Origin of the sequence: Comamonas sediminis, from assembly GCF_041107495.1 — a bacterium.
Lineage (GTDB): Bacteria > Pseudomonadota > Gammaproteobacteria > Burkholderiales > Burkholderiaceae_C > Comamonas > Comamonas sediminis.
Window position 1 is genome coordinate 1 of record NZ_JBGBDC010000001.1, and the last position, 25,217, is coordinate 25,217.

A 25,217-nucleotide genomic window follows, 5' to 3' on the forward strand; every position below is an offset into this window, starting at 1 on the left:
TTGGTGGAGGTAAACGGGATCGAACCGATGACCTCTTGCATGCCATGCAAGCGCTCTCCCAGCTGAGCTATACCCCCGTATCGGCAAGTTTTACAATTACTTGTTGCTGCTCACCGAAGACTCGAATTATAGGGCGTATTTCAGCGCTTTTGCAGTCTTTCGATAATTTTTTCACGACCGAGTAATGCAAGCACTGCGTCCACCGACGGCGTATGGGCGGTACCTACCGCCAAAACACGCACCGGCATCGCCAGTTGGGGCATCTTCATGCCGTGTGTCTTGAGGACTTGCTTGAAGCCGGCGCTGATCGCTTCCTTGCTCCAATCACCTGCCTGCAGCACCTGCAGCAGCTCGTCGAGCACCGGAATGATCTCGGGCGTCACATGGGCAGCCAGGTCTTCTGCGCTGGGCTGCACGTCCTTGTAGAACACTTGGGCCCATTGCGCCAGGTCTACCAGGGTGTCGCAGCGGTCTTTGAACAATGCACAGATGCGTGGCAGGCGGCCATCACCGACGGTGATGCTGTCCAGACCCAGGTTCTTCAGGAACGGGGTCAGCATGGCTGCCAGTTCGTCATCGGGCGTCAGCTTCATGTGCTGGGCATTGACCCAGCGCAGCTTGGCCTCGTCGAACTGGCCCGCGCTGCGGCCCAGGTGGTCGAGGTTGAACCACTCAAGGAACTGCTGGCGCGAGAAGATTTCGTCATCGCCGTGGCTCCAGCCCAGGCGTGCCAGGTAGTTCACCATGGCATCGGCCAGGTAGCCTTCGTCGCGGTACTGGGTGACGGCCTTGGCGCCATTGCGCTTGCTCATCTTCTCGCCCTGCTCATTGAGCACGGTGGGCAGATGGGCAAACACCGGCACATCGGCGCCCAGCGCTTCGAAGATGTGGATCTGGCGGGGCGTATTGTTGACATGGTCGTCACCCCGGATCACGTGGGTGATGGCCATGTCCATGTCATCGACGCAGACGCAGAAGTTATAGGTCGGCGTGCCATCGGGACGGGCGATGACCAGGTCATCCAGCTCCGAGTTCTGGAACTCGATGCGGCCCTTGCACTTGTCTTCCCAGGCCACCACGCCAGTCAGCGGGGTCTTGAAGCGCAGCACGGGCTTGACGCCTTCGGGCACCGGCGGCAGCACCTTGCCCTCTTCGGGGCGCCAGGTGCCGTCATAGCGGGGCTTTTCCTTGTTGGCCATCTGCTTTTCACGCAGCGCGTCCAGCTCTTCCATGCTCATGTAGCAAGGGTAGACGGCGCCCTTCTCTTGCAGGGTGGCCAGCACTTCCTTGTAGCGGTCCATGCGCTGCATCTGGTAGAACGGGCCCTCGTTGGGGTCCAGCTGCAGCCAGGCCATGCCTTCCAGAATCACATCGACGGAGGCCTGGTTGGAACGCTCCAGGTCGGTGTCTTCGATGCGCAGGATGAAATCACCCTGGTTGGCGCGTGCGAAGGCCCAGGGGTAGAGGGCCGAGCGGATGTTGCCCAGATGGATAAAGCCGGTCGGCGATGGGGCAAAACGGGTACGTACTTTGGTGCTCATGTCAGGGTATCCAGGCCGCGCAACAGGTCGGCTTTCAAATCATCCAGGTGTTCCAGGCCGACGGAAATGCGGATCAGGCCCTGGCCCACGCCTGCGGCCTGGCGCTGCTCTTCGGTCAGGCGGCCATGCGAGGTGCTGGCCGGATGGGTGATCGTGGTCTTCACATCACCCAGGTTGGCCGTGATCGAGCACAGCAAGGTGCTGTCGATCACATGGAAGGCTTGGGCGCGCAGCTGCTCCGCACCCTCACCCACCACGTCAAAGGCCAGTACCGCCCCGCCCATGCCGTTTTGCTGGCGCATCGCCAGCGCATGCTGCGGGTGGCTTTCCAAGCCAGGGTAGTACACCCGGGCAACCTTGGGATGCGACTCCAGCCAGCGTGCCAGCTCCAGCGCTGCGGCGCTTTCCGCCCTCACCCGCAGGGCCAGGGTCTCCAGCCCCTTCATTACCACCCAGGCGTTGAACGGAGAAAGGTTCAGTCCACCGCTGCGCAGAAAGGTGCCCATGACCTTGTCGACCAGCGCGACAGTGCCGCAGACGGCGCCTGCCATCACGCGGCCCTGGCCATCGAGGAACTTGGTGCCCGAATGCACCACCAGATCAGCGCCGAGCTTGGCAGGTTGCTGCAGCACGGGCGTGGCAAAGCTGTTGTCCACCGCGAGCAATGCGCCATGCGCATGGGCGATCTCGGCCAGCGCGGCGATGTCGCACAGGTCGGTCAGCGGATTGGTCGGCGTCTCGGCAAACAGCATGCGCGTATTGGGCCGGATCGCCGCCTTCCAGGCCTGCACATCGGTTTGCGGCACAAAGCTGGTCTCCACGCCAAAGCGGGCCATCTCGGTACCCAGCAGCTTGATCGTCGATCCGAACATGGACTGCGAGCAGATCACATGGTCGCCCGTCTTCAGCACGGTCAGGGCCACCAGCAAGATGGCGGACATGCCGGTCGAGGTGGCGATCGCACACTCGGTACCTTCCATCGCCGCCAGGCGGCGCTCAAAGCTGGTCACCGTCGGGTTGCCGGTGCGGGTGTAGGTGTAGCCTTCTTCGAGCGCGGCAAAGCGGCGCGCGGCCGTCTCGGCATTGGGTTGCACAAAGCTGCTGGCCAGGTACAGGGCTTCACTGTGTTCGCCCCACTGGCTGCGCTCGATCGCCTCACGGACCGCCAAGGTATCAGGGTGCAGGCCTGGCGGCAATTTCTTTTCAGTCATTCTTCTTCCCTAGCAGTGCGCAGACCGCCATCAAGCCGCATCGGTCACATCGGCATTGCGCAGCGACAGACGCGAGGTATCGAGATCGTCCTCTTCGGTGGTGACACGGCCTTCATTGACCTGCGAGATGCCTTCAGGCGTGATGCCGGTCACATAGATGCCATCGAAACACGAAGCCTCGAAGCCATGCACGCCGGTATTGAGCTTGCCCACGGCGTTCTTCATGCCATCGACGTCCTGGTAGATCAGCGCATCGCAGCCGATGTACTGGCGGATCTCTTCGAGGCTGCGGTCATGGGCCACCAGCTCCTTGGCGGTAGGCATGTCGATGCCGTAGACGTTCGGGAAGCGCACCGGTGGCGCAGCGCTGGCCAGATAAACCTTGTTGGCACCAGCGTCGCGCGCCATCTGCACGATTTCCTTGGAGGTCGTACCACGCACGATGGAGTCATCGACCAGCAGCACATTGCGGCCCTGGAACTCGCTGCCGATGGCATTGAGCTTCTGGCGCACCGATTTCTTGCGCGCACCCTGGCCCGGCATGATGAAGGTACGGCCCACATAGCGGTTCTTGACGAAGCCTTCGCGGTAGGGCTTGCCCAGCAGCTGGGCCAGCTGCATGGCGCTGGGGCGGCTCGATTCAGGGATCGGGATCACCGCATCGATTTCGTTGGGCGGCACCATCGAGATCACGCGCTTGGCCAGCGTCTCACCCAGGTTCAGACGTGCCTGGTAGACCGACATGCCATCGAGCACCGAATCCGGGCGGGCCAGGTAGACAAACTCGAAGATGCAGGGGTGCAGGCTGGGGTTTTCGGCGCACTGCTCAAAAGTCAGCGAGCCGTCGTCGCCGATGAACACGGCTTCGCCCGGCGCAATATCACGGTCCAGTTGCTGCATCGTGCCTTCCAGCGCCACCGATTCGCTGGCCACCATGACGGTGCCATCGGCGCCACGGCCAATGCACAGCGGGCGGATGCCATTCGGATCGCGGAAAGCCACCACGCCGTGACCGGCAATCAGTGCGATCACGGCATAGGAGCCCTGCACACGCTTGTGCACCGCACGGATGGCGTTGAACACATCCTGCTTTTGCAGCGGGATGCCATGCGTGGCGCGCTCGAGCTCATGGGCGAACACGTTGAGCAACACTTCCGAATCGCTCTCAGTATTGGTGTGGCGGTGGTCGGTGGAGAACAGCTCCTTGCGCAGCTGCACCGCATTGGTCAGATTGCCGTTGTGCACCAGCACGATGCCAAACGGTGCATTGACGTAGAAAGGCTGGGCTTCCTCTTCGCTGTAGGCATTGCCTGCGGTGGGGTAGCGCACCTGGCCCAGGCCGACATTGCCCGGCAATGCCCGCATATTGCGGGTACGGAACACATCCTTGACCATGCCTTTGGCCTTGTGCATGAAGAACTTGCGCCCCTGCTGGGTTGCAATGCCTGCTGCATCCTGTCCACGGTGTTGCAGCAGCAACAGCGCGTCATAGATCAATTGATTGACCGGCGTGCTACTGACGACTCCGACGATTCCACACATATTGAGCGTTCCAAAAACGTTAACGCGGCTCAGCCGCGATGCGTGCACCAGCCTCGGTGAGCTGGTCCACCAGTGAAGACCAATGTCTTCCCATTTCCTGCGGCATCCACGGCCGCAACACTGACACTGCCGACACCAGATGCGGTGCGAAGACTGAAGTGTTCCAGATTTGCGATTCCCGCATCGATGTCAGCATGAAAACCAGAGCGATCAACACAAGTAGTAACACCCCACGCAAGGCACCAAAAAGTGCGCCCAGCGTGCGGTCAAAGGGCCGCAAACCCACTATCTGAACCAGCTTGCCGATGATGCGGATCACCAGACCCAAGCTGAAGATGGCGGCAACAAAGACGATCACAAGGCCTGCGGCTATGCGCACGCCCTCGTCCATCTCCTGCATCGGCAACCACATGCCGACCTGTGCGCCCCACAGCCGTGCGGCAAAAAACGCCAGCACCCAGCTGATCAGCGACAGCACCTCGAACACCAGCCCACGCAAGGCGCCGATCAGCACCGATCCCACCAGAATCAAGACAAACACCCAGTCCAGTGCCGACATGTCAATGCTCCGTCCACAAGGACCCGGGCGCGGCGGCCAAGGCCAGCACCCGGCAAAGGGTGCTGGGCGATGGCCAGGCGCGGTAGAAAAGTGTCACAACGGAACGCAGAGGCCAGCAGCGCCAGCCTTACAGCGGCAGCAGCGCAGCTGGCAGGCCCTGGGCACGTACCTTGGCTGCGGCACTGTCGGCCTCTTCCTTGCTGTTGAAAGGACCCACGCGCACACGGATGCGGGTGCCCGATGCCGTCTTCACCGACTGGGTAAACGCGGGCACGCCGGCCATCTGCAGCTTGGCACGCACCTCGGCGGCCTTGCTCTCTTCGGCAAACGCACCCACCTGGATTGCGTAGCGGCTGGTGGCTGCTGCCGGCTTGGCTGCGGGCGCAGCCGCTGGTGCTGCTGCAGGCGCGCTGGCGGTTCGGCCCTCCATCATCGCACGCACCCGGTCGGCCTCATCATCACGCTTGGGCTTGGAGGGTTCTGCCGGCTTGGGCTTGGGCTCTTCCTTGGGCTTGGCCTCAGGTTTGGGCTCGGGCTTGGGTTCGGGTTTAGGTGCCGGCTTGGGCTCAGGTTTGGGTTCTGGCTTGGCAGCGGGCTCTGGTTTGGCCGCTGGCTCGGGCTTGCTGGTCGTAGTGGCAGGCTTGTCGGCGGGTTTGCTGGCGGCAGCCGTTGCTGCGGCGGCGGTCGCGGCTGCTGCTGCGGTGGCGCCAGCCGCTGCAGAGGCCGTGGGGGCCGTGGCAGCGGAGCTGGCCGCATTGTTTCTCGCGCCAACGATCTCTTCGCCGGCATCCAGGCCATTGTCATTGCCCGAATGGCTGCCATGCGGCGCTGCAGCGTTCGACGCAGGCGGCACAGCCAGCGCAGCGACACGCTCGCGGTCCGGAATCTCAATCGAGGCATTGACCGGCACAGGGCGTGGTTGCGTGTCAAACAGCATCGGAAAACCGATGATGGCCGCCAGCACCAGCACCGTGGCACCGATCAGGCGATGGCGCGCGCGGCGTCGCATGGCCTCCACGCTTTCGGCAGGATTGCTGCGCGGCGCACGAATGACGCGCGGGCTCTCCGCTTCCTGTTGCTTTTTACCGGGCCATCGAAGATTGAAAATTGCCATGGACGATTGGAGGTCGAGCTTGAAAAATGCGGCTGCGGAGCGCCCCACCTGGGGCCGCCATCAGTTCAGGTGCTTGGCATCGAGCCGTGGCACCCCATCCTTCAACACCCCGCCTACCGTGTAGAACGAGCCGAAAACGACGATTCTATCAGCGGGCCCCGCCGCTTCGACAGCCGCCTGGAATGCGGCCATCGGGTCAGGGTAACAAGCTGTAGCCACTTCGCGGCGCTGGTCCGACAGCAGGTGCACCGCATTCCATTTGGACTGCAGATCCACCGCTTTCTCGGCGCGGTCGGTGGGCAGGTCGCAGAAATACCAGCGGTCCACCAGAGGGCCAACCTTGCGCAGCATCGGCGTCAGGTCCTTGTCATGCATGGCGCCAAAGACGGCATGGGTGGTGGGGAAGTAGCCCATCGCATCGAGGTTGGCGGTCAGCGCAGCAATCGCATGCGGATTGTGCGCCACATCCAGCACCAGGGCCGGCTGGCCGGGCACGATCTGAAAGCGGCCTGGCAGCTCGACCATCGCCAGGCCATTGCGCACGGCCTGGGCGGTGACCGGCAGCACCTGGCGCAGCGCCTCATAGGCGGCCAGCACGCCGGAGGCATTGACCAGCTGGTTGGCCCCGCGCAGCGCCGGGTAAGCCATGCCAGCATAGCGGCGGCCCCGCCCTGCCCAGCTCCACTGCTGCTTGTCGCCTTCATAGTTGAAATCGCGGCCAAAGCGCCACAGGTCTGCGCCAATGCTTTGCGCATAGTCGATCACGCTTTGCGGCGGCACCGGGTCGCTGACGATGGCCGGTTTGCCCGGGCGCATGATGCCGGCTTTTTCGCGGCCGATCGATTCGCGGTCAGGGCCCAGCAGGTCCATATGGTCCAGATCGATGCTGGTGATGATCGCGCAGTCCGTGTCGATCATATTGGTGGCGTCGAGCCGGCCGCCCAGGCCAACCTCCAGAATCGCCACATCCAGCCTGGCCTGGCTCAGCAGGCGCAGGATCGCCAAGGTGGTGAACTCGAAATAGCTCAGCGAGATCTCGGGTGCCTGCAGGCGGACCGCTTCAACCGCCTCGAAATGCGGCAGCAGATCGGCCGCCGAGACAATCTCGCCATGCACACGGCAGCGCTCTTCGAAATGCACCAGGTGCGGCGAGGTGAACACGCCAGGGCGGTAGCCGGCCTCCAGCGCCACCGCTTCCAGCATGGCGCAGGTCGACCCCTTGCCGTTGGTGCCCGCCACCGTGATCACTGGGCAGGCAAAGCGCAGCGCCAGGCGCTCGGCCACCGCCTTGACGCGGGTCAGCCCCATGTCAATGGTTTTGGGATGAATCTGCTCGCAGTGGCTCAGCCACTGGTCCAAGGTATCGAAACGGGTTTGCATGGGACCAGATTGTCGCGTAATTGCGGCTGTGTCATCATTGTTGCCCATGAGTAACCACACCATCGCCGTCTACGGCATTCCCAACTGCAGCACCGTCAAAAAAGCCCGCACCTGGCTCGATGCGCACGGCGTTGCGTACCAGTTCCACGATTTCAAGAAAGCCGGCGTACCGGCCAGCCATTTGCCCGACTGGATCGCGAAGGCCAGCTGGGAAAAATTGGTCAACCGCCAAGGCACCACCTGGCGCAAGCTGGAACCTGCGGTGCAGCAGACCGTGGCGGATGCCGAAAGCGCCAGTGCGCTGATGATTGCCAATCCCAGCGTCATCAAGCGCCCCGTGGTGGAATGGGCTGATGGCTCCGTCACCGTGGGCATTGATGAGGCGGTCTGGAGCAGCAAGATCGCGTAGCGGATGCAGATGGGGACTTTGCCGCGTTGACAGGCGCTTTACGCTGCGACATGGCGCAGATACACGGCAGGGGCAGCATCTGCGCATGCTGAACTAAATGCCTGCGGCGCAGTCTTAGATATTTGTGCATGTGGTGTAAAGCGTGTCGCCGAGTCCTGGCACTCGCGCGTTGAGCACCCAGCTACTTATTGCTTTTTTGGAGGCATTCATGCCACATCTGCTCTCGGCCCGCCTGCTTGTGCTGGCTGCCCTGTCCACCATGGCGGCAACCAGCCCGTCGGTCTGGGCCCAAAATTACGCGCCTTCGCCTGATCCCTTCTTGCCCCAGCAAGCGCCTGGCGCACAGCCACCGCTGCCTGCGGGCGAGCAGCCTTATGGCCGCGTGCTGTCGGTCACGCCAGCCTACCGCCAGGTCAATACGCCGCAAACCGTCTGCAATGACCAGCAGGTGTATGCGGGCCAACGCACCTCCGGCGTTGGCGCCATCACCGGCGCCGTCGTTGGCGGCCTGCTGGGCAATGGCATTGGCCATGGTTTTGGCCGCGCTGCGGCCACCGGCGCGGGCGTGATCGCCGGCTCGGCCATTGGCAACCAGCTCGAAGGCGGCACCCCCAGCTACCAAACGGTACGGCAATGCGCCAACCAGTACACCACGCAGAACCAGCCCGATGGCTACAACGTGGAGTATGAATATGCAGGCCGCCGCTACAGCACGCGCACGGCCACGGCCCCCGGCGAATGGCTGCCGCTGAGCGTGCAGCCGGCCGCAGCAGCCTACGACAACCCACCGCCCCAGGACTATGCCAACACGGCACCCGAGCCCGGCGTCGTCGTCAGCAGCCAGCCGGTCTACCAGCAGCCGGTGTATGCGGCGCCGCCTCCTGTCTATGTGGCACCGGCGCCTGTGTACTATGCGCCACCCCCCGTCCTGCTGCAGCCCTCGGTGCAGATTGGCGTGGGCGGCTACTGGGGCGGCCATCGCGGCCACTGGCGCTGAGCGGGCGCGCTGCAGCGCAGCTGCCACCCGGCCCGAACTCACCACCCACTACCAGCAGCAGTGCAGACGCCCTGCTGCTTTTTTATGCCTGCCATGCCGCTCAACTGCCCCACCATGTTCCAGAGACGGGCAAAGGCCTCGCCTACAATGGCGGTTTTCCTCCTTTTACCTGTTGTCCTCCATGATCACTGAGAGCATTGACGGCGTACGCCTCACCACCAAGGCCAATGTTTATTTTGATGGCAAGTGCGTCAGCCACAGCTACCAGCTGGCCGATGGCACCAAGCAATCGGTCGGTGTGGTGCTTGCAGCCACCTTGACCTTTGGCACGGCCGCCGCCGAGGTCATGGAGTGTGTGGCCGGCGCCTGCGAGTACAAGCTCGACGGCAGCGACGCATGGCAAAAGTCCGGCCCTGGCGAGAAGTTCAGCGTTCCGGCCAACAGCAAGTTCGATATCCGCGTGGCCGAGGCCTACCACTACATCTGCCACTACGCCTGATTTTTGGGGGCCGGCGCAGTGCTACCGAGCGCATGCCTCCCACTGCACGGCGCTGGCCGGGCTGACCGCTGAACCAGCCCATACCCGGACAGCACCGCAGCAGCGCCTGTTTTTAGAGAAAAGCCACACCATGGAAACCATCCTGCAACATGTTCCCGTCGGCCAGAAGGTCGGCATCGCCTTCTCCGGCGGCCTCGACACCAGCGCAGCGCTGCGCTGGATGAAGAACAAGGGCGCCCTGCCCTATGCCTACACGGCCAACCTGGGCCAGCCCGATGAGTCCGATTACGACGAAATCCCGCGCAAGGCCATGGAATACGGTGCCGAGAAGGCCCGCCTGATCGACTGCCGCAGCCAGCTGGCCAACGAAGGTATCGCCGCCATCCAGGCCGGCGCCTTCCACATCTCCACCGGTGGCATCACCTACTTCAACACCACGCCGCTGGGCCGTGCCGTGACCGGCACCATGCTGGTGGCCGCGATGAAGGAAGACGACGTCAACATCTGGGGCGATGGCTCGACCTTCAAGGGCAATGACATCGAGCGTTTCTACCGCTACGGCCTGCTCACCAACCCCGCGCTGAAGATCTACAAGCCCTGGCTGGACCAGACCTTCATCGACGAGCTGGGCGGTCGCGCCGAGATGTCGGCCTTCATGACCAAGGAAGGTTTTGGCTACAAGATGAGCGCGGAGAAGGCCTACTCGACCGACTCCAACATGCTGGGCGCCACCCATGAAGCCAAGGACCTGGAGTTCCTCAACAGCGGCATCCGCATCGTCAACCCCATCATGGGCGTGGCGTTCTGGAAGCCCGAAGTCGAAGTCAAGGCCGAGGAAGTCTCCGTCACCTTCGAAGAAGGCCGCCCTGTGGCCCTGAACGGCCAGCGCATCGAAGACCCTGTGGCTTTCTTCCTGGAAGCCAACCGCATCGGCGGCCGCCACGGCCTGGGCATGAGCGACCAGATCGAGAACCGCATCATCGAAGCCAAGAGCCGCGGCATCTACGAAGCCCCCGGCATGGCACTGCTGCACATCGCCTATGAGCGCCTGGTGACCGGCATCCACAACGAAGACACCATCGAGCAGTACCGCATCAACGGTCTGCGCCTGGGCCGTCTGCTGTACCAGGGCCGCTGGTTCGATCCACAGGCCATCATGCTGCGCGAAACCGCCCAGCGCTGGGTAGCCCGCGCCATCACCGGCACGGTGACCCTGGAGCTGCGCCGTGGCAATGACTACTCGCTGCTGAACACCGAATCCGCCAACCTGACCTACAAGCCCGAGCGCCTGTCGATGGAAAAGGTCGAGGACGCGCCATTCAGCCCTGCCGACCGCATTGGCCAGCTGACCATGCGCAATCTGGACCTGATGGACACCCGCGACAAGCTGGCCATCTACACCCAGACCGGCCTGCTGACCGCCAGCGGCAGCCACGCGCTGCCGCAGCTGGGCAACGACAAGAAGTAATTCCCCCGGCGGAGTACTTCCCATCAGCAAAACCGCTGTGCGCCTGCCAAGGCCACAGCGGTTTTTTACCGTCTGAATGCGCGGGGGAAGAACGGCGCTCAGGCCTCGGCCACCAGGTAGACCTTCTTCACAAAGTGATCCACCTCCCAGTGGCCGGTCCAGCCCTCGGGCATGATGAAATGGTCGCCCACGCCAAAGCGGTGCACGGTGCCGTCGGGGTCGACCAGGCGGCAGTCGCCTTCGACAATGAAGCAAAACTCGATGTAGCCCTGCACATTGGAGCTGAAGTGGCCGGCGCTGGACTGCCAGGTGCCCGAGCTCACCTTGCCGCCCAGGCCCTCAAATACGTTCATCGTCTGGTATTCGGTGTTGCCGCTGATCGGGCGGCTGGGCTTGCCGATGACGGGATTGACCAGGGTCTTGGCGGGCCAATGGATGATGGAGATCTTGGAGTCGGCAGAGGTGGGGTGGGACATGGCGGAAATCGGGGAGCTGGGCAAATGCGCAGGCAGGCATTATCTGGCAGCGCGGCGGCGCAGCGCCTTGCACCTGATGAAAAGCCCAGGAAAAGGCGGCTCCGTTGGAGCCGCCTGCTTGTATCTGGCACGCCTGCAGGCGCTTTAGATGAAAGATCAGTGGAACTGCTCTTCTTCGGTCGAGCCGGTCAGCGCCTTGACGCTGGACGAGCCGCCCTGGATCACCGTGGTCACATCGTCGAAGTAGCCTGCGCCCACTTCCTGCTGGTGCGACACAAAGGTGTAGCCTTGCTCACGGGCAGCGAATTCGGGCTCCTGGATCATCTCCACATAGTGCTTCATGCCTTCGCCACGGGCATAGGCATGGGCAAACTTGAAGGTGTTGTACCAGTTGCTGTGGATGCCGGCCAAGGTGATGAACTGGTACTTGTAGCCCAGCGCTGCCAGCTCGTCCTGGAACTTGGCAATCGTTGCATCGTCAAGGTTCTTCTTCCAGTTGAAGGACGGCGAGCAGTTGTAGCTCAGCAGCTTGCCGGGGCTTGCGGCATGCACCGCCTGGGCAAACTCACGGGCAAAGCCCAGGTCCGGCGTGCCGGTCTCGCACCACACCAGATCGGCATAGGGGGCATAGGCCACGCCACGGCTGATCGCCTGCTCCAGACCGTTCTTGACGCGGTAGAAGCCTTCCTGCGTGCGCTCGCCCACCAGGAAGGGCTTGTCATTGGCGTCGTGGTCGCTGGTGATCAGGTTGGCCGCTTCGGCATCGGTGCGGGCCAGCACGATGGTGGGCACGCCCATCACGTCAGCTGCAAAGCGCGCGGCAATCAGCTTCTCGCAGGCTTCATGCGTAGGCACCAGTACCTTGCCACCCATGTGGCCGCACTTCTTGACGGCGGCCAGTTGGTCTTCAAAGTGCACGCCGGCGGCGCCCGAGGCAATCATATTCTTCATCAGCTCGAAGGCATTGAGCACGCCGCCAAAGCCCGCTTCTGCATCGGCCACGATCGGCAGGAAGTAGTCGATGAATTCCTTGTCGCCGGGATTCACACCCTTGGCCCACTGGATTTCGTCAGCGCGCTTGAAGGTGTTGTTGATGCGGCGCACCATGGTCGGCACCGAGTCGTAGGCGTAGAGCGATTGGTCGGGATACATGGTCTCGGACGTGTTGCCGTCGGCAGCCACCTGCCAGCCCGACAGGTAGACCGCTTCCAGACCCGCCTTGGCCTGCTGCATGGCCTGGCCGGCGGTAATCGCGCCGAAGGCATTCACATAGCCCTTCTTGGCCCCCCCATTGATCTTGTCCCACAGCACCTGGGCACCGCGCTGGGCCAGGGTGTACTCGGGCTGCACGCTGCCACGCAGACGCACCACATCAGCGGCCGAGTAACCGCGCTTGACGCCCTTCCAGCGGGGGTTTTGCGCCCAATCCAGTTCAAGGGCGGCAATTTGCTGTTCGCGGCTGAGTTGCTGGTTCAGTTTCTGGGACATGGGAAGCTCCTGTGGTCAAGTTGGATGAACTAACGGATCGAAAACCGGTGGACAGATACCGTCTGTCCATGGCTTCAACTGTACGCCCGTGCCAGCGAATTTTTTTGTCTTATGTCTTATATAAGACTAAATTTTTATTATTAAAAATCAACAATCTTAACTATGTATTCCGCATTAAGAAAAGACATTTCTCATATTGAGAAATATTGATGCACTGCAATAATCTCATATTTCACAATATGAGAATTCATTTTCACAGAGAGCATGGCCACCGCGTCGGCCCGCTCTGCGCCAACCAGGGGCCAATTGCGGCATGATGCAGCAGGCCCATTGTGCAAAGCGGATGTGACAGCTTTCTTGCGCAGGGGGCCGAGTGACCGGCTCACCGTTTCATCGCCTTGCTCCCCATGCGCATCCATAGCAAACCCCTCGCTTTTTTCTATCTGGCACTCAGCATGTCGCTGGTGGGTGCCTATGTGGCGTTGTCCAAACCCCTGGCAGCCACCTTTCCTGTCTTGCTGCTGGCCTGGCTGCGTTTTGGCATCGGCGGGGTGGCTATGCTCGGGTGGATCAGGCGGCCAGCAGCAGAGCCGCCGTTGCCCGCGCGAGCCAAGGGCCTGCTGTTTCTGGAGTCCTTTTTTGGCAACTTTCTCTTCACGCTGTGCATGATCACGGGGGTGTCGTTGTCCAGCGCCGTCACCGCCAGCGTGACGATGGCCACGATCCCCGCAGCCATTGCGCTGCTGAGTTGGCTGGTGCTCAAGGAGCGCATCAGCCTGCGGGTGATGATCGCGATCAGCCTGGCGGTGCTGGGCATTGTGCTGCTGGCTTTTGCCAAACCGGAGGCCAGCGCGCACCCCGGCGCGGCGGCATCGGCAGATCCTGTCAGGCATGGGCTGGGCCAGTTGCTGCTCGTGGGCGCGGTGCTGTGCGAAGCGATCTATGCCGTCATCGGTAAAAAACTGACCAGCAGCCTGAGTCCCAAGCGGATTGCGGCACTGATCAACCTGTGGGGCTTTGTGCTCACCCTGCCTTTCGGGCTGTACCTGGCCTGGCATTTCGACTTTGCGCAGGTACCGGTGGCCACCTGGCTGCTGCTGGTGGGCTACGCGCTGGCGGCCTGCATGGTCACCGTCTGGTTGTGGATGACGGGCCTTCAGGTAGTCCCCGCATCGCAAAGCGCCGTGTTCACCGTGATGCTGCCGCTGTCTACCGCACTGGTGGGCGTGGTCTTCCTCGGCGAAACCCTCAACGGCCTGCAGATGCTGGCCTTTGCGATTGCCGTCTCCAGTCTGGCCCTGGCGACCTTGCCCCTGCCCCAGCGTGGCAGAGGGCAGACAGTTTTGCAACGCGACGCGGATTGACACCGCCCCGCGAGCCAGTACCATGCGTCGAGGGGCGCAAGCTCCAAACTGACAAGAATCAACGCGCTACGCTGCTTGCTGATAGCTTTGATCCATCAACAAAGGTTAGCAAAGCTAAAACAAGCAACATTTCGAGGCAAAAAAATGCGCCTCTCCCTTGGAAAGCCGATTTTTTGCCGTTAGCATGGCTGTAACCAGCGGAGCACAGCTCTGGCTGGCATAGAGATATTGACACAAGGAAACCAAAACATGGCAACCGCATCCAAGACCGCAGCGCCTGCAAAGAAGCGCACCCCGAACGCAGCTTTCATGAAGCCTCTGACCCCTAGCGCCGAACTGGGCGCTGTGGTGGGCACCGCTCCGCTGCCACGCACCGAGATCATCAGCAAGCTGTGGGTCTACATCAAGGCCCACAACCTGCAAGACGCTGCCAACAAGCGCATGATCAACGCCGATGACAAGCTCAAGAAAGTGTTCGGCAAGCCCCAGGTGTCGATGTTCGAGATGGCGGGTCTGATCGGCAAGCACGTCAAGTAAGCCAGCCCGGTATTTGCAGCGCCGCTCTTGGCGCCGCACGAAGAACCAGCATCTCCCATGCTGGTTTTTTTACGTCTGTCCGCAGGCATCGCACAGGAGTCCATCGCAGCGTCCCTGACGCTCAGGTATCGGCCCCAGCGGCACTGGCCCGTCCGCGCACACCACGGCGCGGCAAACACCGCCCCGCCCATCGCATTCGCGGCTCCGTCACGCGTCTGGAGCTCACCATCTGGCGGCGCCATGCCCCAAGACCCAGGCTGCCGAACGGCGCTGCTGCCGATTTGTCACCAGACCTTTCTGACTGAACAGTGTTCACCCGACCCTCAGAACATTGATCTATAACAATAAATTCGTTCAATGGGGCAAAAAACCATAGGCTATCAGCAGGCTGCCGCACACAGCACCCCTATTGCGGTCAGGAGATTATTGCGAATGCGACAAATTCTTATTTATAATTCCCTTCAATTATTCACTAGCCAGCCACCACGCTGTTCATCTGACCATGATCGTTTGTGTATGCCGCAGAGTCTCGGACAAAGAGATCGCTCGCCACGCGCATGCGGGGATGTCTTTCGATGAGATCCAGTTCGAACTGGGTGTTGGACTGCAATGCGGCTGCTGCGAAGGTTGTGCCCGCGATGTGGTCGAACAGTGCAGCGCGTCGCGTCCGGTTGCAGCTCTGCGCAATGAAGCTGCAGTGCACCCGGTCCAGCTTGCCACCCCCATCCTGGAAAGCAAAGCATGGAACTCTTCGCCGCTGTCTTCGGTAGCCTGATTCTGGTTGCCGCCTCTCTCTGGTGGGTCTTTCGGAAATAAGCCACCAACGCATTGATATGCCGTGCTGCGGCTTGAGGCTGCAGCATTTTTTATTGCCCTTATGCTTTCACCAGACCCTTACAGCCCCGCCAACAAACTGGGGCGCAATATCGTGGTTACGGGTTCGGTGCTGGCAGCGCACGTCGCAGGTCTTTGGGCCTTGCAGGCGGGCCTGCTCAAGAGTGCGGCCATCGAGATGCCCAAGCCCGAGCCGGTCATGGTGCAGCTGATTGCGCCCGAGCCCATGCCCGTGGTTGCGCCGCCGCCTCCTCCGACCCCCAAGCCGCCGCCCCCGGCGCCGGCACCACCGCCAAAACCCACGCCCAAGCCCGTGCCCAAACCTGCACCCAAGCCACAGGCGATCAAGGATCCGACGCCTGCGCCCAATGCAGTGACCGGTACGACGGAGGCCCAGCCACCGGTACCGCCCATCGAGGCGCCGCCGCCCGCTCCGCCCTCGCCTCCCCCGGCTCCGCCCGCACCGCCAGCGCCCCCACCTCCACCGGTGATACAGCTGCCGTCGAGCAACGCCGCCTACCTGAACAATCCCGCCCCGCAGTACCCGGCCATCAGCCGCCGCATGGGCGAGACAGGGACCACGATCGTTCGCGCCTACATTGATGAAGAAGGCAAGCCCCAGGAGCTGCAGCTCAAGCAGTCCAGCGGGTATGACCGCCTTGACCAGGCCGCGCTCGATACGGTGCGCAAATGGCGCTTCAAGGCAGGCACCTCCAACGGAACTCCCCGGCCCATGTGGGTCAACGTGCCCATCAAGTGGGAACTCAATTAAATCGTACGGAAATAGGATCAGTTATGGACTCGCAATTCGGCATCGCCCACGTCTGGGCTCAGGGAGATTTCGTGACCAAGACGGTCGCAGTCATTCTGGTGGCCATGTCTCTCGCCTCCTGGATCGTGATCGTCATCAAGGCGCTCGATATCATGCGTTTCAAGAAGTACGCCCGCAATGCCCAGGATTTCTGGCACAGCGCGGACTTCGCTGCCGGCCTGAGCAAGCTTGGCGAGCAAGGTGACAACCCGTTCCGCCAGCTGGCTATTGAGGGCCGCGAAGCCACCGCCCACCACCGCAAAACTGCCGAGCACCTGCATGACTCGCTGGATGTCAGCGACTGGATCACACGCTGCCTGCGCAATGGCATCGATGAGTTCACGGCCCGCGCCCAGTCGGGTCTGGCCGTGCTCGCATCGGTGGGCTCCACCGCTCCCTTCATCGGTCTGTTCGGCACCGTCTGGGGCATCTACCATGCACTGGTCGCCATCGGCATGTCGGGCCAGTCTTCGATCGACAAGGTCGCCGGCCCCATCGGCGAGGCACTGATCATGACCGCACTGGGCCTGGCCGTTGCGATTCCCGCCGTGCTGGGTTACAACGCGCTGGTGCGTGGCAACAAGTCGGTGCTCAACCGCCTCAACAGCTTCGCCCATGACCTGCATGCCTTCTTCGTCACCGGCACGCGCCTGAACGTCGATGCCAGCAAGCCCGGTGCCGTCGTCACGCCGCTGAAGAAAGGTGCCTGATCATGGCTTTTGGAACGCAAGACGATGCCGATGAGGTCATGAATGAGATCAACATGACGCCGCTGGTCGACGTCATGCTGGTGCTGCTCATCATCTTCATCATCACCGTGCCGGTGATGAAGCACTCGGTCAACATCGACCTGCCGCGCGCCGTCAACACGCCCGAAGATGCCAAGCCGGACACCATCCAGCTGGCCATCCTGCCCGACGGCAGCTACAACTGGAATGGCAAGGCCGTGACCGACGCCGAGCTCGAAGCCAACATGCAGACCGAGGCCAGCAAGGAGCCCCAGCCTGAACTGCACATCCGCGGCGCGCGCGATGTGAAGTACGAGAAGGTGGCCCAGGCCATGGCTGCGGCCCAGCGCAGCAACCTCAAGAAGATCGGTTTCATCACCGACCAGGTGGGCGAATAGACTGCGCCCTTCCTCTCCCCCCAAGGGCTCCGGCAGGAGCCCTTTTTGCTGCCCGAACGCCGGCCCGGCGCCGCTCCCGGTTTACCCGCAGTGACACCTCAGCGACGCGACAACGCTGCCGGCCCTGCCTAAACTGGACCGCAGGACAAGCGCCGTGGCGACCTGTACTGGCCGAAGCAGCGGCGGGCAAACCGACCATCACCAGCGCCTCCCCCAACTATCCATAGTGAGGAGACACCGATTGATGCAGACGTCCCGCAACCCGACATTTCCCGCGTCTTTGCGCCGGCGCCACATGCTGCGCATGGCCGTCGCCAGCGCCGCTGCTAGCGGACTGCCGCTGGCCTCCGTCGCCCATGCGGCCAGCGACAAGGCGGCCTTCCCGACCAAGGCCCTGCGCGTGGTCGTTCCCTTTGCGCCGGGGGGTGCCACCGATGTGCTGGCGCGCAGCGTCAGCGACCGGCTCGGCCAGCAGCTGGGACAGCCGGCCATCGTGGACAACCGCCCAGGCGCCGCGGGTTTGCTCGCCTGCGATGCGGTCGCCAAGGCAGCGGCCGATGGCCATACGCTCACACTGGGCACGACCAGCACCATGCTGTCGAACCAGTTCATGTTCAAAAAGCTCTCCTATGATCCGCAAAAGGACCTGGTGCCCGTCATGCGCATCTGCTGGGCACCCATTGTGCTGGTGACCAATGCCCAGATTCCGGTGCGCAATCTGCAGGAGCTGATGGCCTATATCAGCGCCAACAAAGGCAAGCTCTCGTATGGCAGTTATGGCATTGGCTCGCAGGGCCATCTGGTGCTGGCCAGTCTAAGCAACCTGACCCAGGCCGACATGAGCCACATCGCCTACAAGGGCGAGGCGCCGATGGTGCAGGACCTCGTCGGTGGCCAGCTGATGATGGGTATTGGCAGCATCCTCTCACTCAAGCAGCATATCGACAGCGGCAAGCTGCGCGCGATCAGCTTTACCGGGCCCAACCGCGTGCCCGCGCTGCCCGACGTGCCCACCTTCGCCGAGCAGGGCCACCGGGAAGATGCATTCACGATCTCTGGCTGGCTCGGCATAGCGGCCACGGGTGGCACCCCTGCCGCTGTCGTCGAGCAGTTGGGTGCCGAGGTACGCAAGGCGCTGCTGACCCGCGAGGTGAATGCCCGGGTGTTGGTGGCGGGCTTTGTGCCCTTCACCGACGACAGCCCCGCACGCTTTCAGGCCGATTGGAAGCGGGAGCTGCCGATCTGGAAAAAGCTGCTCGCCGATGCCGGCGTACAGCCCACCTGAGCCCCGCTGCGGCTCCGGCTCCGCACACACCAGGGCGCGCAACCACGGCACAGTGCTTCTGTGCCGTGGTTTTTTGCCTTTTACCACGGCAAATTTCAAATTAACACTGGACTTCACGAATACGAATCGTTATCATTTGCTTCAGTTTTATCCCTGTGAGCACCGCCATGCAAACCATCGCCCGACCCGCCACCCCGCTCGCCGCCGCCAGCAAGAGTGCCAGTGCGTCCCTAGGCCATGCCACGCCATCGGCCGCGCTGGAAAGCAGTACGCTGCTGCAAGGCGCCAAAGCGGTGTCCATCGTTCACAACGGCGCCATCTACCGTCTGCAGACCACCAAGCTCGGCAAGCTGATCCTGACGAAATAAGCCCCAGGCTCTGGCAGCCGCTTGCCGCGCTGCCCGCTTGCGCGCCAGTGCAAGGCTCCGCGTCCGGTAAAAAGCCAACTTCTTGAAGTTGGCTTTTTTATGCCTGTGGGGATGGGCGTGCCGGGGGCTTGCTACACACCCAGCGGCAAATCCGCATGCTTGAGGGTGCGCAGCACAAAGCTCGACTGGCTGTGGCGTATGCCTTTGATCTTGTAGAGCTTCTCGCGCAGCAGGCGCTCATAGTCGCGGGTGTCCTTGACGACAACGCGCAGCAGGTAATCGTACTCGCCGGAGACCAGATGCGCCTCCACCACCTCCGGGATAGTGGCTAGCAACTCCCCAAATTTCTCCAGCGTGTTGTCACTGTGGCTGTCGAGCGTGACCATCACCAGCACCGTATCGCCCAGCCCCAGCGCCTGCGGCGACAGCCGCACCGAATAGCCCTGGATGACCCCGGCCTCTTCCATCTTCTTGATGCGGCCCCAGCACGGTGACGCGCTCAGTCCCACCGCCTGGCCAATCTCCTGCAGGCTGGCGCGGCTGTTGTGTTGCAGCTGGCGCAGAATTTTGCGGTCTAGCGTGTCAAGAAGCATGATTTTCTGCCAGAGTGTTAAATATGGAATATTTTTCTATATTAATGGGTTAATAACAGAAAAACAAAATATTTTTTGCGATGCAAACCCGCATACTTTCTGCATCGAAACACTTTTACCGAAGCCTCTTTCTGGCAGAGCCTGCTTACCGGCAGCCCCTCTCTCCATCAGCCCCCAGGCGGTTACCGCTGCCATGGGGGCTGTTGCATTGCGCCGCCGGCTCGCCCTTTATGTAACAAAACTATTGCATTTGTGCCTCCGCTCCTGTGCATGCCCTGGACCTGCGCCATGGCATAGTGGCGCCCTGGAACAACGACAACAGACCGCCCGCCATGCGTTGAAGAGTTGGGAAATCAGCGCGTGCGAATGGTCAATAAGCAGCTATGTTTAAGCGACTCAACGAACTGTCTGAAAGCCATGGCGCCCTGCGTGCTGGTAAAGGCATGGTGGCCGGCGTCATTGCACTGATCCTGGCCGCCCTGTGCTTTTTGGGCGTGCTGGCTTTTCATTTTCCGCAGTACCTGACCACGCCCGAGCTGCGCCGCAGCTACAACGTCGATGTCATGCGCCAGCTGCTGTTTTGGAGCATGGTGATCGCAGGCGGCCTGTCCGTGGCCCTGATGGTGCTCGGCCGGGTGCGCTGGCTGGCGGCATCTGCCTTTGGTCTGGTGCTGCTGTCGGCGCTGCTCGGTGGCCACAAGGTGCCCGTCGGCAGCTTCGCCACCGATACGCCCTATATCGGTCTGGATTGGTTCATCCTCGATCTGCTGGGCAGCGCGCTGATTTTCATCTTTATCGAGAAGCTGTTTGCGTTGCGCAAGGACCAGCCCGTCTTCCGCCCCGAATGGCAAACCGATTTCCACCACTTTCTGGTCAACCACATGGTGGTGGGCTTTGTGCTGCTGGCCACCAACCTGATGGTGCACCAGTTCTTCGGCTGGGCGGCCAATGACGGCATCCGGGGCTGGGTGGCCAACCTGAACTTCTGGGTCGCGCTGTTCCTGATCATCCTGGTGGCCGATCTGGTGCAGTACTGGACGCACCGCGCCTACCATGAAGTGCCGTTGCTGTGGCGCATCCACGCGGTGCACCACAGCGTCAAGAGCATGGACTGGCTGGCCGGCTCGCGCCAGCACATTCTGGAGCTGCTGATCACCCGCACCCTGGTGCTCGCTCCGATCTACGTGCTGGGATTCAGCAAGGAAGTGATCGATGCCTACATCATCATCGTCGGCTTCCAGGCGGTCTTCAACCACGCCAACGTCAGCGTGCGCCTGGGCCCGTTGCGCTATGTCATCGTCACGCCCAATTTCCACCACTGGCACCACAGCCAGGATGCCGAGGCGCTCGACAAGAACTACGCCGCGCATTTTGCATTTCTGGACTACCTGTTTGGCACCGCCGTCAAAAGCGACAAGCTCTGGCCCACCAACTATGGTGTGCTCGGTGACTATGTGCCCAATGGCTTTTTCAAGCAGCTGAAGTTTCCCTTCACCTGGAAAGGCTGAGCGCCGCTTGTGCCGCCGGGATGCCCTGCTCTATCGCTTTGATCAACCATGTCACTTCCTTCTGATTTTCGCGCCCAGGCGATGGTGCTGGCCGCTGGCCGTGGCGAGCGCATGCGGCCCCTGACGGACTACACCCCCAAGCCACTGCTTCCCGTGCAAGGCAAGCCGCTGATGCAGCACAGCATGGAGCAACTGGCCCGCGCCGGCGTCCAGCGCCTGCTCATCAATACCGGCTGGCTGGGCCAGCAGGTAGCCGACGCCTGGCCGGCTGCGCCTGCGCTGGCCCAGTTGGGCGGCGAGCAGCTGCAGATTGTCTATTCCCGCGAGGACCTGGATTTCGGCGGCGGCATCGAGACCAGCGGCGCCATCAGCCGCGCACTGCCGGCGCTCGACGATGCGTTCTGGCTGGTCTCGGGCGATGTCTTCATTCCCGGCTTTCCCTTTGATGAGGCCCTGCGCCAGCGCTTTGCCGACAGCGGCGACCTGGCCCATCTGTGGCTCGTGCCCAATGCACCGCACCACCCCCGGGGAGACTTTGTACTGACGGCCGAAGGCCGGGCCGAGAACCCGGCTGCGGACGACCCGCGCCCGCGCCTGACCTACTGCTCGGTCGCGCTGCTCAAAAGGGACTTGTTCCGCGCGCCCTACTGCGATATTCCAGCTGGCAACCCGCAGGGCACGAAGATGCCGCTGGTGCAGCAACTGCGTGCGGCGATGCAGGCGGGCCGCTGCAGCGCCAGCCGCTATGACGGCCACTGGGTCGATGTAGGCACGGTGGAGCGCCTGCAAATGCTCAACCCCTGAGCCGCAGGAGCAGCACCAGGGCCCAGGCCGGCCCTGACGCCACGCCCTGGCAGGGTGGCGGGGATTGCAGCCAGCCCCACTACTCTGTCGACACGGTGACAGAGGCGGCGACATTGGCGAATGATCTTACTTGCCAACATGATTTATTTATCAATCACTTAGATATAAATCCACCCAGAAGGGCAAGGCCTGAACGTCCGACATCATAAAAACCCCAATACCGAATCACCCCGGCTTGCCCACAATGCAAGGCGCAAGCGGGCATCCGCAGGCGCCTATAAAACCATTCGGCACAGCCGGGGAGACAAGTCATGCAGATGAAAAAATTGGCCTGGGGTATGGGGTTGGCAATGGGCCTGGTGGCCGCAGGCCCCGTGTTGGCGCAGACGACGATGCGCATCAGCATCTCCGTGGCCCAGAACTCGCACCAGGGCGTGGCCATTGACACCTTTGCCAAAGAGGTTGAGCAGCGCACCGGCGGCCGCTACAAGATCCAGACTTTCTACAACGGCGCGCTGGGCGGCGAGCGCGAATCGATCGAAGCAGTGCAATTGGGCACGCAGGAGCTGGCCTTCAGCTCCAGCGGCCCGGTGCCCAATTTTGTGCCCGAGACCAAGATCCTGGACGTTCCCTTTCTGTTCCGCGACAAGGCCCATGCGCGTGCGGTGCTCGATGGGCCCATCGGCAACGAACTGCTGGCCAAGTTCGACAGCAAGGGCTTCAAGGCACTGGCCTGGGCGGAGAACGGCTTCCGCCATATGACGAACTCCAAGCGCGCGATCAACAGCCCCGACGACACAAAGGGCCTGAAGATGCGCACGATGGAGAACCCGGTGCACATTCAGGCCTACAAGGCGCTGGGCATCATCACCACGCCGATGGCCTTCCCCGAGGTGTTCACCGCACTGCAGCAGGGCACGGTCGATGGCCAGGAGAACCCACTGCCCGTCATCACCTCAGCCAAGTTTGACCAGGTGCAAAAACACCTGAGCCTCACCGGCCACGTCTACTCGCCCTGCATTCTGGTGATGAACAAGGCCGCGTACGACAAGCTCAGCGCCGACGACAAGACCGCCTTTGTGCAAGCCGCCCAGGCCGCCACCAAGGCCAACCGCGCCCGTGTGGACCTGGATGACACCAATGGCGTGGCCGAGCTGCGCGCCAAGGGCATGCAGGTGGTGGAGAACGTCGACAAGGCCAAGTTTGTAGCGACCTTGACGAAGACCAATGCCGACTTCGAGAAGCAGTTCGGCAAGGCCAACCTCGACCGCATCCGCAACTTCCAATAAGTGCTGCACCCGGAAAGCTGCCTGCAGCTTTCCATCGCAAGCCCCCCCCCTCGCCTCCCGCCTCACTGCTGACGCCCACCCGGCGCCAGCAGTTGCTGTGTCAACCCGCGCAAGGACGGTGGCGCCAGGCGGCATTGCATGCGCCTGCCCACCCCGGTCACCATGAAAAACGCATTTCTTGCTTTCGAGCGCTGGACATCAGGCATCGCCATGGCCGGCGCCTGCCTGATGCTGGCCATCGCATCCACGCTGGGCATGTTCCAGATCATCACCCGCTTTGTGCTCGAAGAGCCCGCCGAATGGACGGAGGTGCTGATCCGCTTCAGCCTGATCTGGATGGTGTTCCTCGCGATTCCGATGGCCTTCCGCCAAGGCGCGATGGTCAGCGTCGATGTGCTCAAGCGCTGGGCACCGCCGGCGATGCGCCGCCTGCTCAGCGGCTTTGTCTGCATCGCCACGCTGGTGCTGCTGGCCGTGCTGATCTGGTGGGGCTGGGACTATGCCCGCCGTGGCGGCGTGCAGACGATGGCCGGGCTGGAATCGCTGTCCATGTTCTGGGCCTACCTGGCCGTCCCCGTGGGTGCACTGTTTGCCGTGTTTGGCGTCATCGGCAACCTGCTCGAACCCCAAAATACCGAACTGGAGAACGCGCAATGACCGCCGTGATGCTTTCCACGATGGTGCTGTGCTTTGCGCTCACCGTCTCTGTCGCCGTTTCCATCGGCCTGGCGTCGGTCCTGGGCATCCAGGCCAGCAATGCCAACATGCTCATCTCGGTCAAGGAGATGTTTGGTGCGATCAACAAATTCCCGCTCGCGGCCATCCCGTTTTTCATTCTGGCCGGCAACCTGATGGAGACCGGTGGTATCTCGCGCCGCCTGGTCGAGTTTGCCAAGAGCATTGTGGGCGGCGTCCAGGGCGGCCTGCCAATGACCTGCGTGCTGACCTGCATGATCTTTGCCGCCGTCTCCGGCTCCTCGGTGGCCACCACCTTTGCGATTGGCGCCATCTTGATTCCGGCGCTGATCAAGCATGGCTACCCCAAGAGCTATGCGGCCGCGCTGCAAGCGACCAGCGCCGAGCTGGGGGTCATCATTCCGCCGTCGATTCCGATGATTCTCTATGGCGTCAGCGCCGAGGTGTCGATTGGTGAGCTGTTCATTGCCGGCTTTGGCCCCGGGCTGCTGATCAGTGCGGCGCTGATGGTCTTTGTCTGGGCCTACTGCAAATACAAGGGCTGGGGCAAGAACGATGGCGAAGGCCGGCTGGGCTTTGGCAAAGCCTTTCTGCAGGCAGGCTGGGCACTGTTGATGCCGGTGATCATCCTGGGCGGCATTTACGGCGGTGTGTTCACCCCGACCGAGGCCTCGGCCGTGGCCGTGTTCTATGCACTGATCGTGGGCATGCTGATCTACCGCGAGATCCGGATCCGGGACCTGTATGCGATTCTCCGCAAATCGGCGATCTCCTCGTCGATCATCATGTTCATCATTGCCAATGCGGGTCTGTTCGCGTTCCTGATCACCCGCGCCGGTGTGCCCGATGCCATCGGCCACTGGCTGGAACAGGTGCTGCAGAGCCCGGCCATGTTCCTGCTGGGCGTGAACGCGGCGCTGTTCATCATCGGCATGTTCATCGAGACCAGCGCGGCGATCATCGTGCTGGCCCCGATCCTGGCGCCGGTGGCGATGCACTTTGGCATCGACCCGGTGCATTTCGGGCTGATCATGGTGGTGAACCTGGCGCTGGGCATGATCACACCGCCGTTTGGCGTCAACCTGTTTGCCGCCTGCACGGTGGCCCGCATATCGCTGGACCAGATCATCAAACACCTGCTGCCCTTTGTCGGGGTGATCTTGCTGTGCCTGATGGTGATCACCTATGTGCCGGGCATCTCGCTGGGGCTGCGGGATCTGGTCTACCGCTGATCCGGTTTTCCCCGTTTGCATCGCTGAGCCACCACCCGCCGGTGGCTTTTTTGCGTGTTGGCCAACCCTTTTGCGGGCGCAAGCGG

General features: G+C 62.2%; 26 protein-coding genes and 1 tRNA gene. 17 read left to right on the top strand and 10 right to left on the bottom strand.

Features of this window, described 5'->3' with window-relative positions; genetic code table 11:
- Window position 1 precedes the first annotated feature (1 nt).
- The 7 genes from AB7A72_RS00005 to folC all read right to left on the bottom strand — a co-directional run bounded on the left by AB7A72_RS00005 (window position 2) and on the right by folC (window position 7,347).
- A tRNA-Ala gene (locus tag AB7A72_RS00005) sits at window positions 2-77 on the bottom strand.
- Window positions 78-140: 63 nt separating this feature from the next.
- Entirely contained in the window at window positions 141-1,541 is a 1,401-nt protein-coding gene (gene gltX, locus AB7A72_RS00010) for a glutamate--tRNA ligase (protein ID WP_369458634.1), read from the bottom strand.
- Window positions 1,538-2,752, bottom strand: a complete 1,215-nt coding sequence (locus AB7A72_RS00015) for an O-succinylhomoserine sulfhydrylase (protein ID WP_239811681.1) — start codon at window positions 2,750-2,752, stop codon at window positions 1,538-1,540. The genes gltX and AB7A72_RS00015 overlap by 4 nt, the downstream gene beginning before the upstream one ends.
- Before the next feature lie 30 nt (window positions 2,753-2,782).
- Window positions 2,783-4,294, bottom strand: coding sequence for an amidophosphoribosyltransferase (gene purF, locus AB7A72_RS00020; RefSeq protein WP_239811680.1), 1,512 nt, complete (start codon window positions 4,292-4,294; stop codon window positions 2,783-2,785).
- A 19-nt stretch (window positions 4,295-4,313) separates the two neighbouring features.
- Entirely contained in the window at window positions 4,314-4,853 is a 540-nt protein-coding gene (locus AB7A72_RS00025) for a CvpA family protein (protein WP_239811679.1), read from the bottom strand.
- A gap of 127 nt (window positions 4,854-4,980) precedes the next feature.
- Window positions 4,981-5,862 carry an SPOR domain-containing protein gene (locus AB7A72_RS00030; RefSeq protein WP_407064937.1) on the bottom strand — a complete coding sequence of 294 codons (882 nt, stop codon included), beginning with the start codon at window positions 5,860-5,862 and terminating at the stop codon, window positions 4,981-4,983.
- Between the two features lie 165 nt (window positions 5,863-6,027).
- Window positions 6,028-7,347 carry a bifunctional tetrahydrofolate synthase/dihydrofolate synthase gene (gene folC / locus AB7A72_RS00035; RefSeq protein WP_369458636.1) on the bottom strand — a complete coding sequence of 440 codons (1,320 nt, stop codon included), beginning with the start codon at window positions 7,345-7,347 and terminating at the stop codon, window positions 6,028-6,030.
- Window positions 7,348-7,393: 46 nt separating this feature from the next.
- Here folC and AB7A72_RS00040 point away from each other — a divergent pair, with 46 nt between their 5' ends.
- The 4 genes from AB7A72_RS00040 to argG all read left to right on the top strand — a co-directional run bounded on the left by AB7A72_RS00040 (window position 7,394) and on the right by argG (window position 10,720).
- A complete protein-coding gene (locus AB7A72_RS00040) occupies window positions 7,394-7,756 on the top strand; it encodes an ArsC family reductase (protein WP_369458637.1) in 363 nt (120 codons plus the stop codon).
- A gap of 208 nt (window positions 7,757-7,964) precedes the next feature.
- Window positions 7,965-8,753, top strand: a complete 789-nt coding sequence (locus AB7A72_RS00045) for a glycine zipper 2TM domain-containing protein (RefSeq protein WP_369458638.1) — start codon at window positions 7,965-7,967, stop codon at window positions 8,751-8,753.
- 181 nt (window positions 8,754-8,934) lie between these two features.
- Window positions 8,935-9,252 (top strand): pyrimidine/purine nucleoside phosphorylase, encoded by a 318-nt coding sequence (gene ppnP, locus AB7A72_RS00050; protein ID WP_369458639.1) that lies wholly within the window; start codon window positions 8,935-8,937, stop codon window positions 9,250-9,252.
- A 130-nt stretch (window positions 9,253-9,382) separates the two neighbouring features.
- The gene (argG, locus tag AB7A72_RS00055; RefSeq protein ID WP_239811673.1) at window positions 9,383-10,720 is read left to right on the top strand and encodes an argininosuccinate synthase; all 1,338 of its coding nucleotides are present in this window, start codon (window positions 9,383-9,385) and stop codon (window positions 10,718-10,720) included.
- Window positions 10,721-10,818: 98 nt separating this feature from the next.
- On the opposite strand, the gene AB7A72_RS00060 is transcribed toward argG, so the two are convergent.
- Together AB7A72_RS00060 and aceA are read right to left on the bottom strand one after the other, a co-directional pair.
- Window positions 10,819-11,196 carry a cupin domain-containing protein gene (locus AB7A72_RS00060; protein WP_312408805.1) on the bottom strand — a complete coding sequence of 126 codons (378 nt, stop codon included), beginning with the start codon at window positions 11,194-11,196 and terminating at the stop codon, window positions 10,819-10,821.
- 156 nt (window positions 11,197-11,352) lie between these two features.
- Window positions 11,353-12,684, bottom strand: coding sequence for an isocitrate lyase (gene aceA, locus AB7A72_RS00065; RefSeq protein ID WP_116924135.1), 1,332 nt, complete (start codon window positions 12,682-12,684; stop codon window positions 11,353-11,355).
- A gap of 407 nt (window positions 12,685-13,091) precedes the next feature.
- Between aceA and AB7A72_RS00070 the strand changes: the two genes are divergently transcribed.
- The 8 genes from AB7A72_RS00070 (at window position 13,092) to hemP (ending at window position 19,009) form a co-directional block, all read left to right on the top strand.
- Window positions 13,092-14,048 (top strand): DMT family transporter, encoded by a 957-nt coding sequence (locus AB7A72_RS00070; RefSeq protein WP_369458640.1) that lies wholly within the window; start codon window positions 13,092-13,094, stop codon window positions 14,046-14,048.
- Window positions 14,049-14,297: 249 nt separating this feature from the next.
- Window positions 14,298-14,585 carry an SWIB/MDM2 domain-containing protein gene (locus AB7A72_RS00075; protein ID WP_133855525.1) on the top strand — a complete coding sequence of 96 codons (288 nt, stop codon included), beginning with the start codon at window positions 14,298-14,300 and terminating at the stop codon, window positions 14,583-14,585.
- Window positions 14,586-15,087: 502 nt separating this feature from the next.
- Window positions 15,088-15,360 carry a (2Fe-2S)-binding protein gene (locus AB7A72_RS00080; RefSeq protein ID WP_239811670.1) on the top strand — a complete coding sequence of 91 codons (273 nt, stop codon included), beginning with the start codon at window positions 15,088-15,090 and terminating at the stop codon, window positions 15,358-15,360.
- A gap of 102 nt (window positions 15,361-15,462) precedes the next feature.
- Window positions 15,463-16,191 (top strand): energy transducer TonB, encoded by a 729-nt coding sequence (locus AB7A72_RS00085; protein ID WP_369458641.1) that lies wholly within the window; start codon window positions 15,463-15,465, stop codon window positions 16,189-16,191.
- Window positions 16,192-16,214: 23 nt separating this feature from the next.
- Window positions 16,215-16,940, top strand: coding sequence for a MotA/TolQ/ExbB proton channel family protein (locus AB7A72_RS00090; protein ID WP_239811668.1), 726 nt, complete (start codon window positions 16,215-16,217; stop codon window positions 16,938-16,940).
- Window positions 16,941-16,942: 2 nt separating this feature from the next.
- Window positions 16,943-17,356, top strand: coding sequence for an ExbD/TolR family protein (locus AB7A72_RS00095; RefSeq protein WP_239811667.1), 414 nt, complete (start codon window positions 16,943-16,945; stop codon window positions 17,354-17,356).
- A gap of 244 nt (window positions 17,357-17,600) precedes the next feature.
- Window positions 17,601-18,641 (top strand): Bug family tripartite tricarboxylate transporter substrate binding protein, encoded by a 1,041-nt coding sequence (locus AB7A72_RS00100; RefSeq protein WP_369459086.1) that lies wholly within the window; start codon window positions 17,601-17,603, stop codon window positions 18,639-18,641.
- 167 nt (window positions 18,642-18,808) lie between these two features.
- Complete coding sequence (hemP, locus tag AB7A72_RS00105) at window positions 18,809-19,009, top strand: hemin uptake protein HemP (RefSeq protein ID WP_369458642.1); 201 nt, start codon at window positions 18,809-18,811, stop codon at window positions 19,007-19,009.
- Window positions 19,010-19,140: 131 nt separating this feature from the next.
- Here the strand turns inward: hemP and AB7A72_RS00110 are convergent, their stop codons facing one another.
- Window positions 19,141-19,602: an Lrp/AsnC family transcriptional regulator gene (locus AB7A72_RS00110; RefSeq protein WP_043341700.1), complete on the bottom strand. Its 462-nt coding sequence runs from the start codon at window positions 19,600-19,602 to the stop codon at window positions 19,141-19,143.
- A 383-nt stretch (window positions 19,603-19,985) separates the two neighbouring features.
- Between AB7A72_RS00110 and AB7A72_RS00115 the strand changes: the two genes are divergently transcribed.
- The 5 genes from AB7A72_RS00115 to AB7A72_RS00135 all read left to right on the top strand — a co-directional run bounded on the left by AB7A72_RS00115 (window position 19,986) and on the right by AB7A72_RS00135 (window position 25,131).
- Window positions 19,986-21,110, top strand: a complete 1,125-nt coding sequence (locus AB7A72_RS00115; RefSeq protein WP_239811664.1) for a sterol desaturase family protein — start codon at window positions 19,986-19,988, stop codon at window positions 21,108-21,110.
- Between the two features lie 48 nt (window positions 21,111-21,158).
- Window positions 21,159-21,914, top strand: a complete 756-nt coding sequence (locus AB7A72_RS00120) for a nucleotidyltransferase family protein (protein WP_369458643.1) — start codon at window positions 21,159-21,161, stop codon at window positions 21,912-21,914.
- A 311-nt stretch (window positions 21,915-22,225) separates the two neighbouring features.
- A complete protein-coding gene (locus tag AB7A72_RS00125) occupies window positions 22,226-23,203 on the top strand; it encodes a TRAP transporter substrate-binding protein (protein ID WP_369458644.1) in 978 nt (325 codons plus the stop codon).
- Between the two features lie 162 nt (window positions 23,204-23,365).
- Window positions 23,366-23,860, top strand: coding sequence for a TRAP transporter small permease (locus AB7A72_RS00130; RefSeq protein ID WP_313330192.1), 495 nt, complete (start codon window positions 23,366-23,368; stop codon window positions 23,858-23,860).
- Entirely contained in the window at window positions 23,857-25,131 is a 1,275-nt protein-coding gene (locus tag AB7A72_RS00135) for a TRAP transporter large permease (RefSeq protein WP_239811660.1), read from the top strand. Before AB7A72_RS00130 ends, AB7A72_RS00135 begins: the two co-directional genes overlap by 4 nt.
- Window positions 25,132-25,217: the final 86 nt, after the last annotated feature.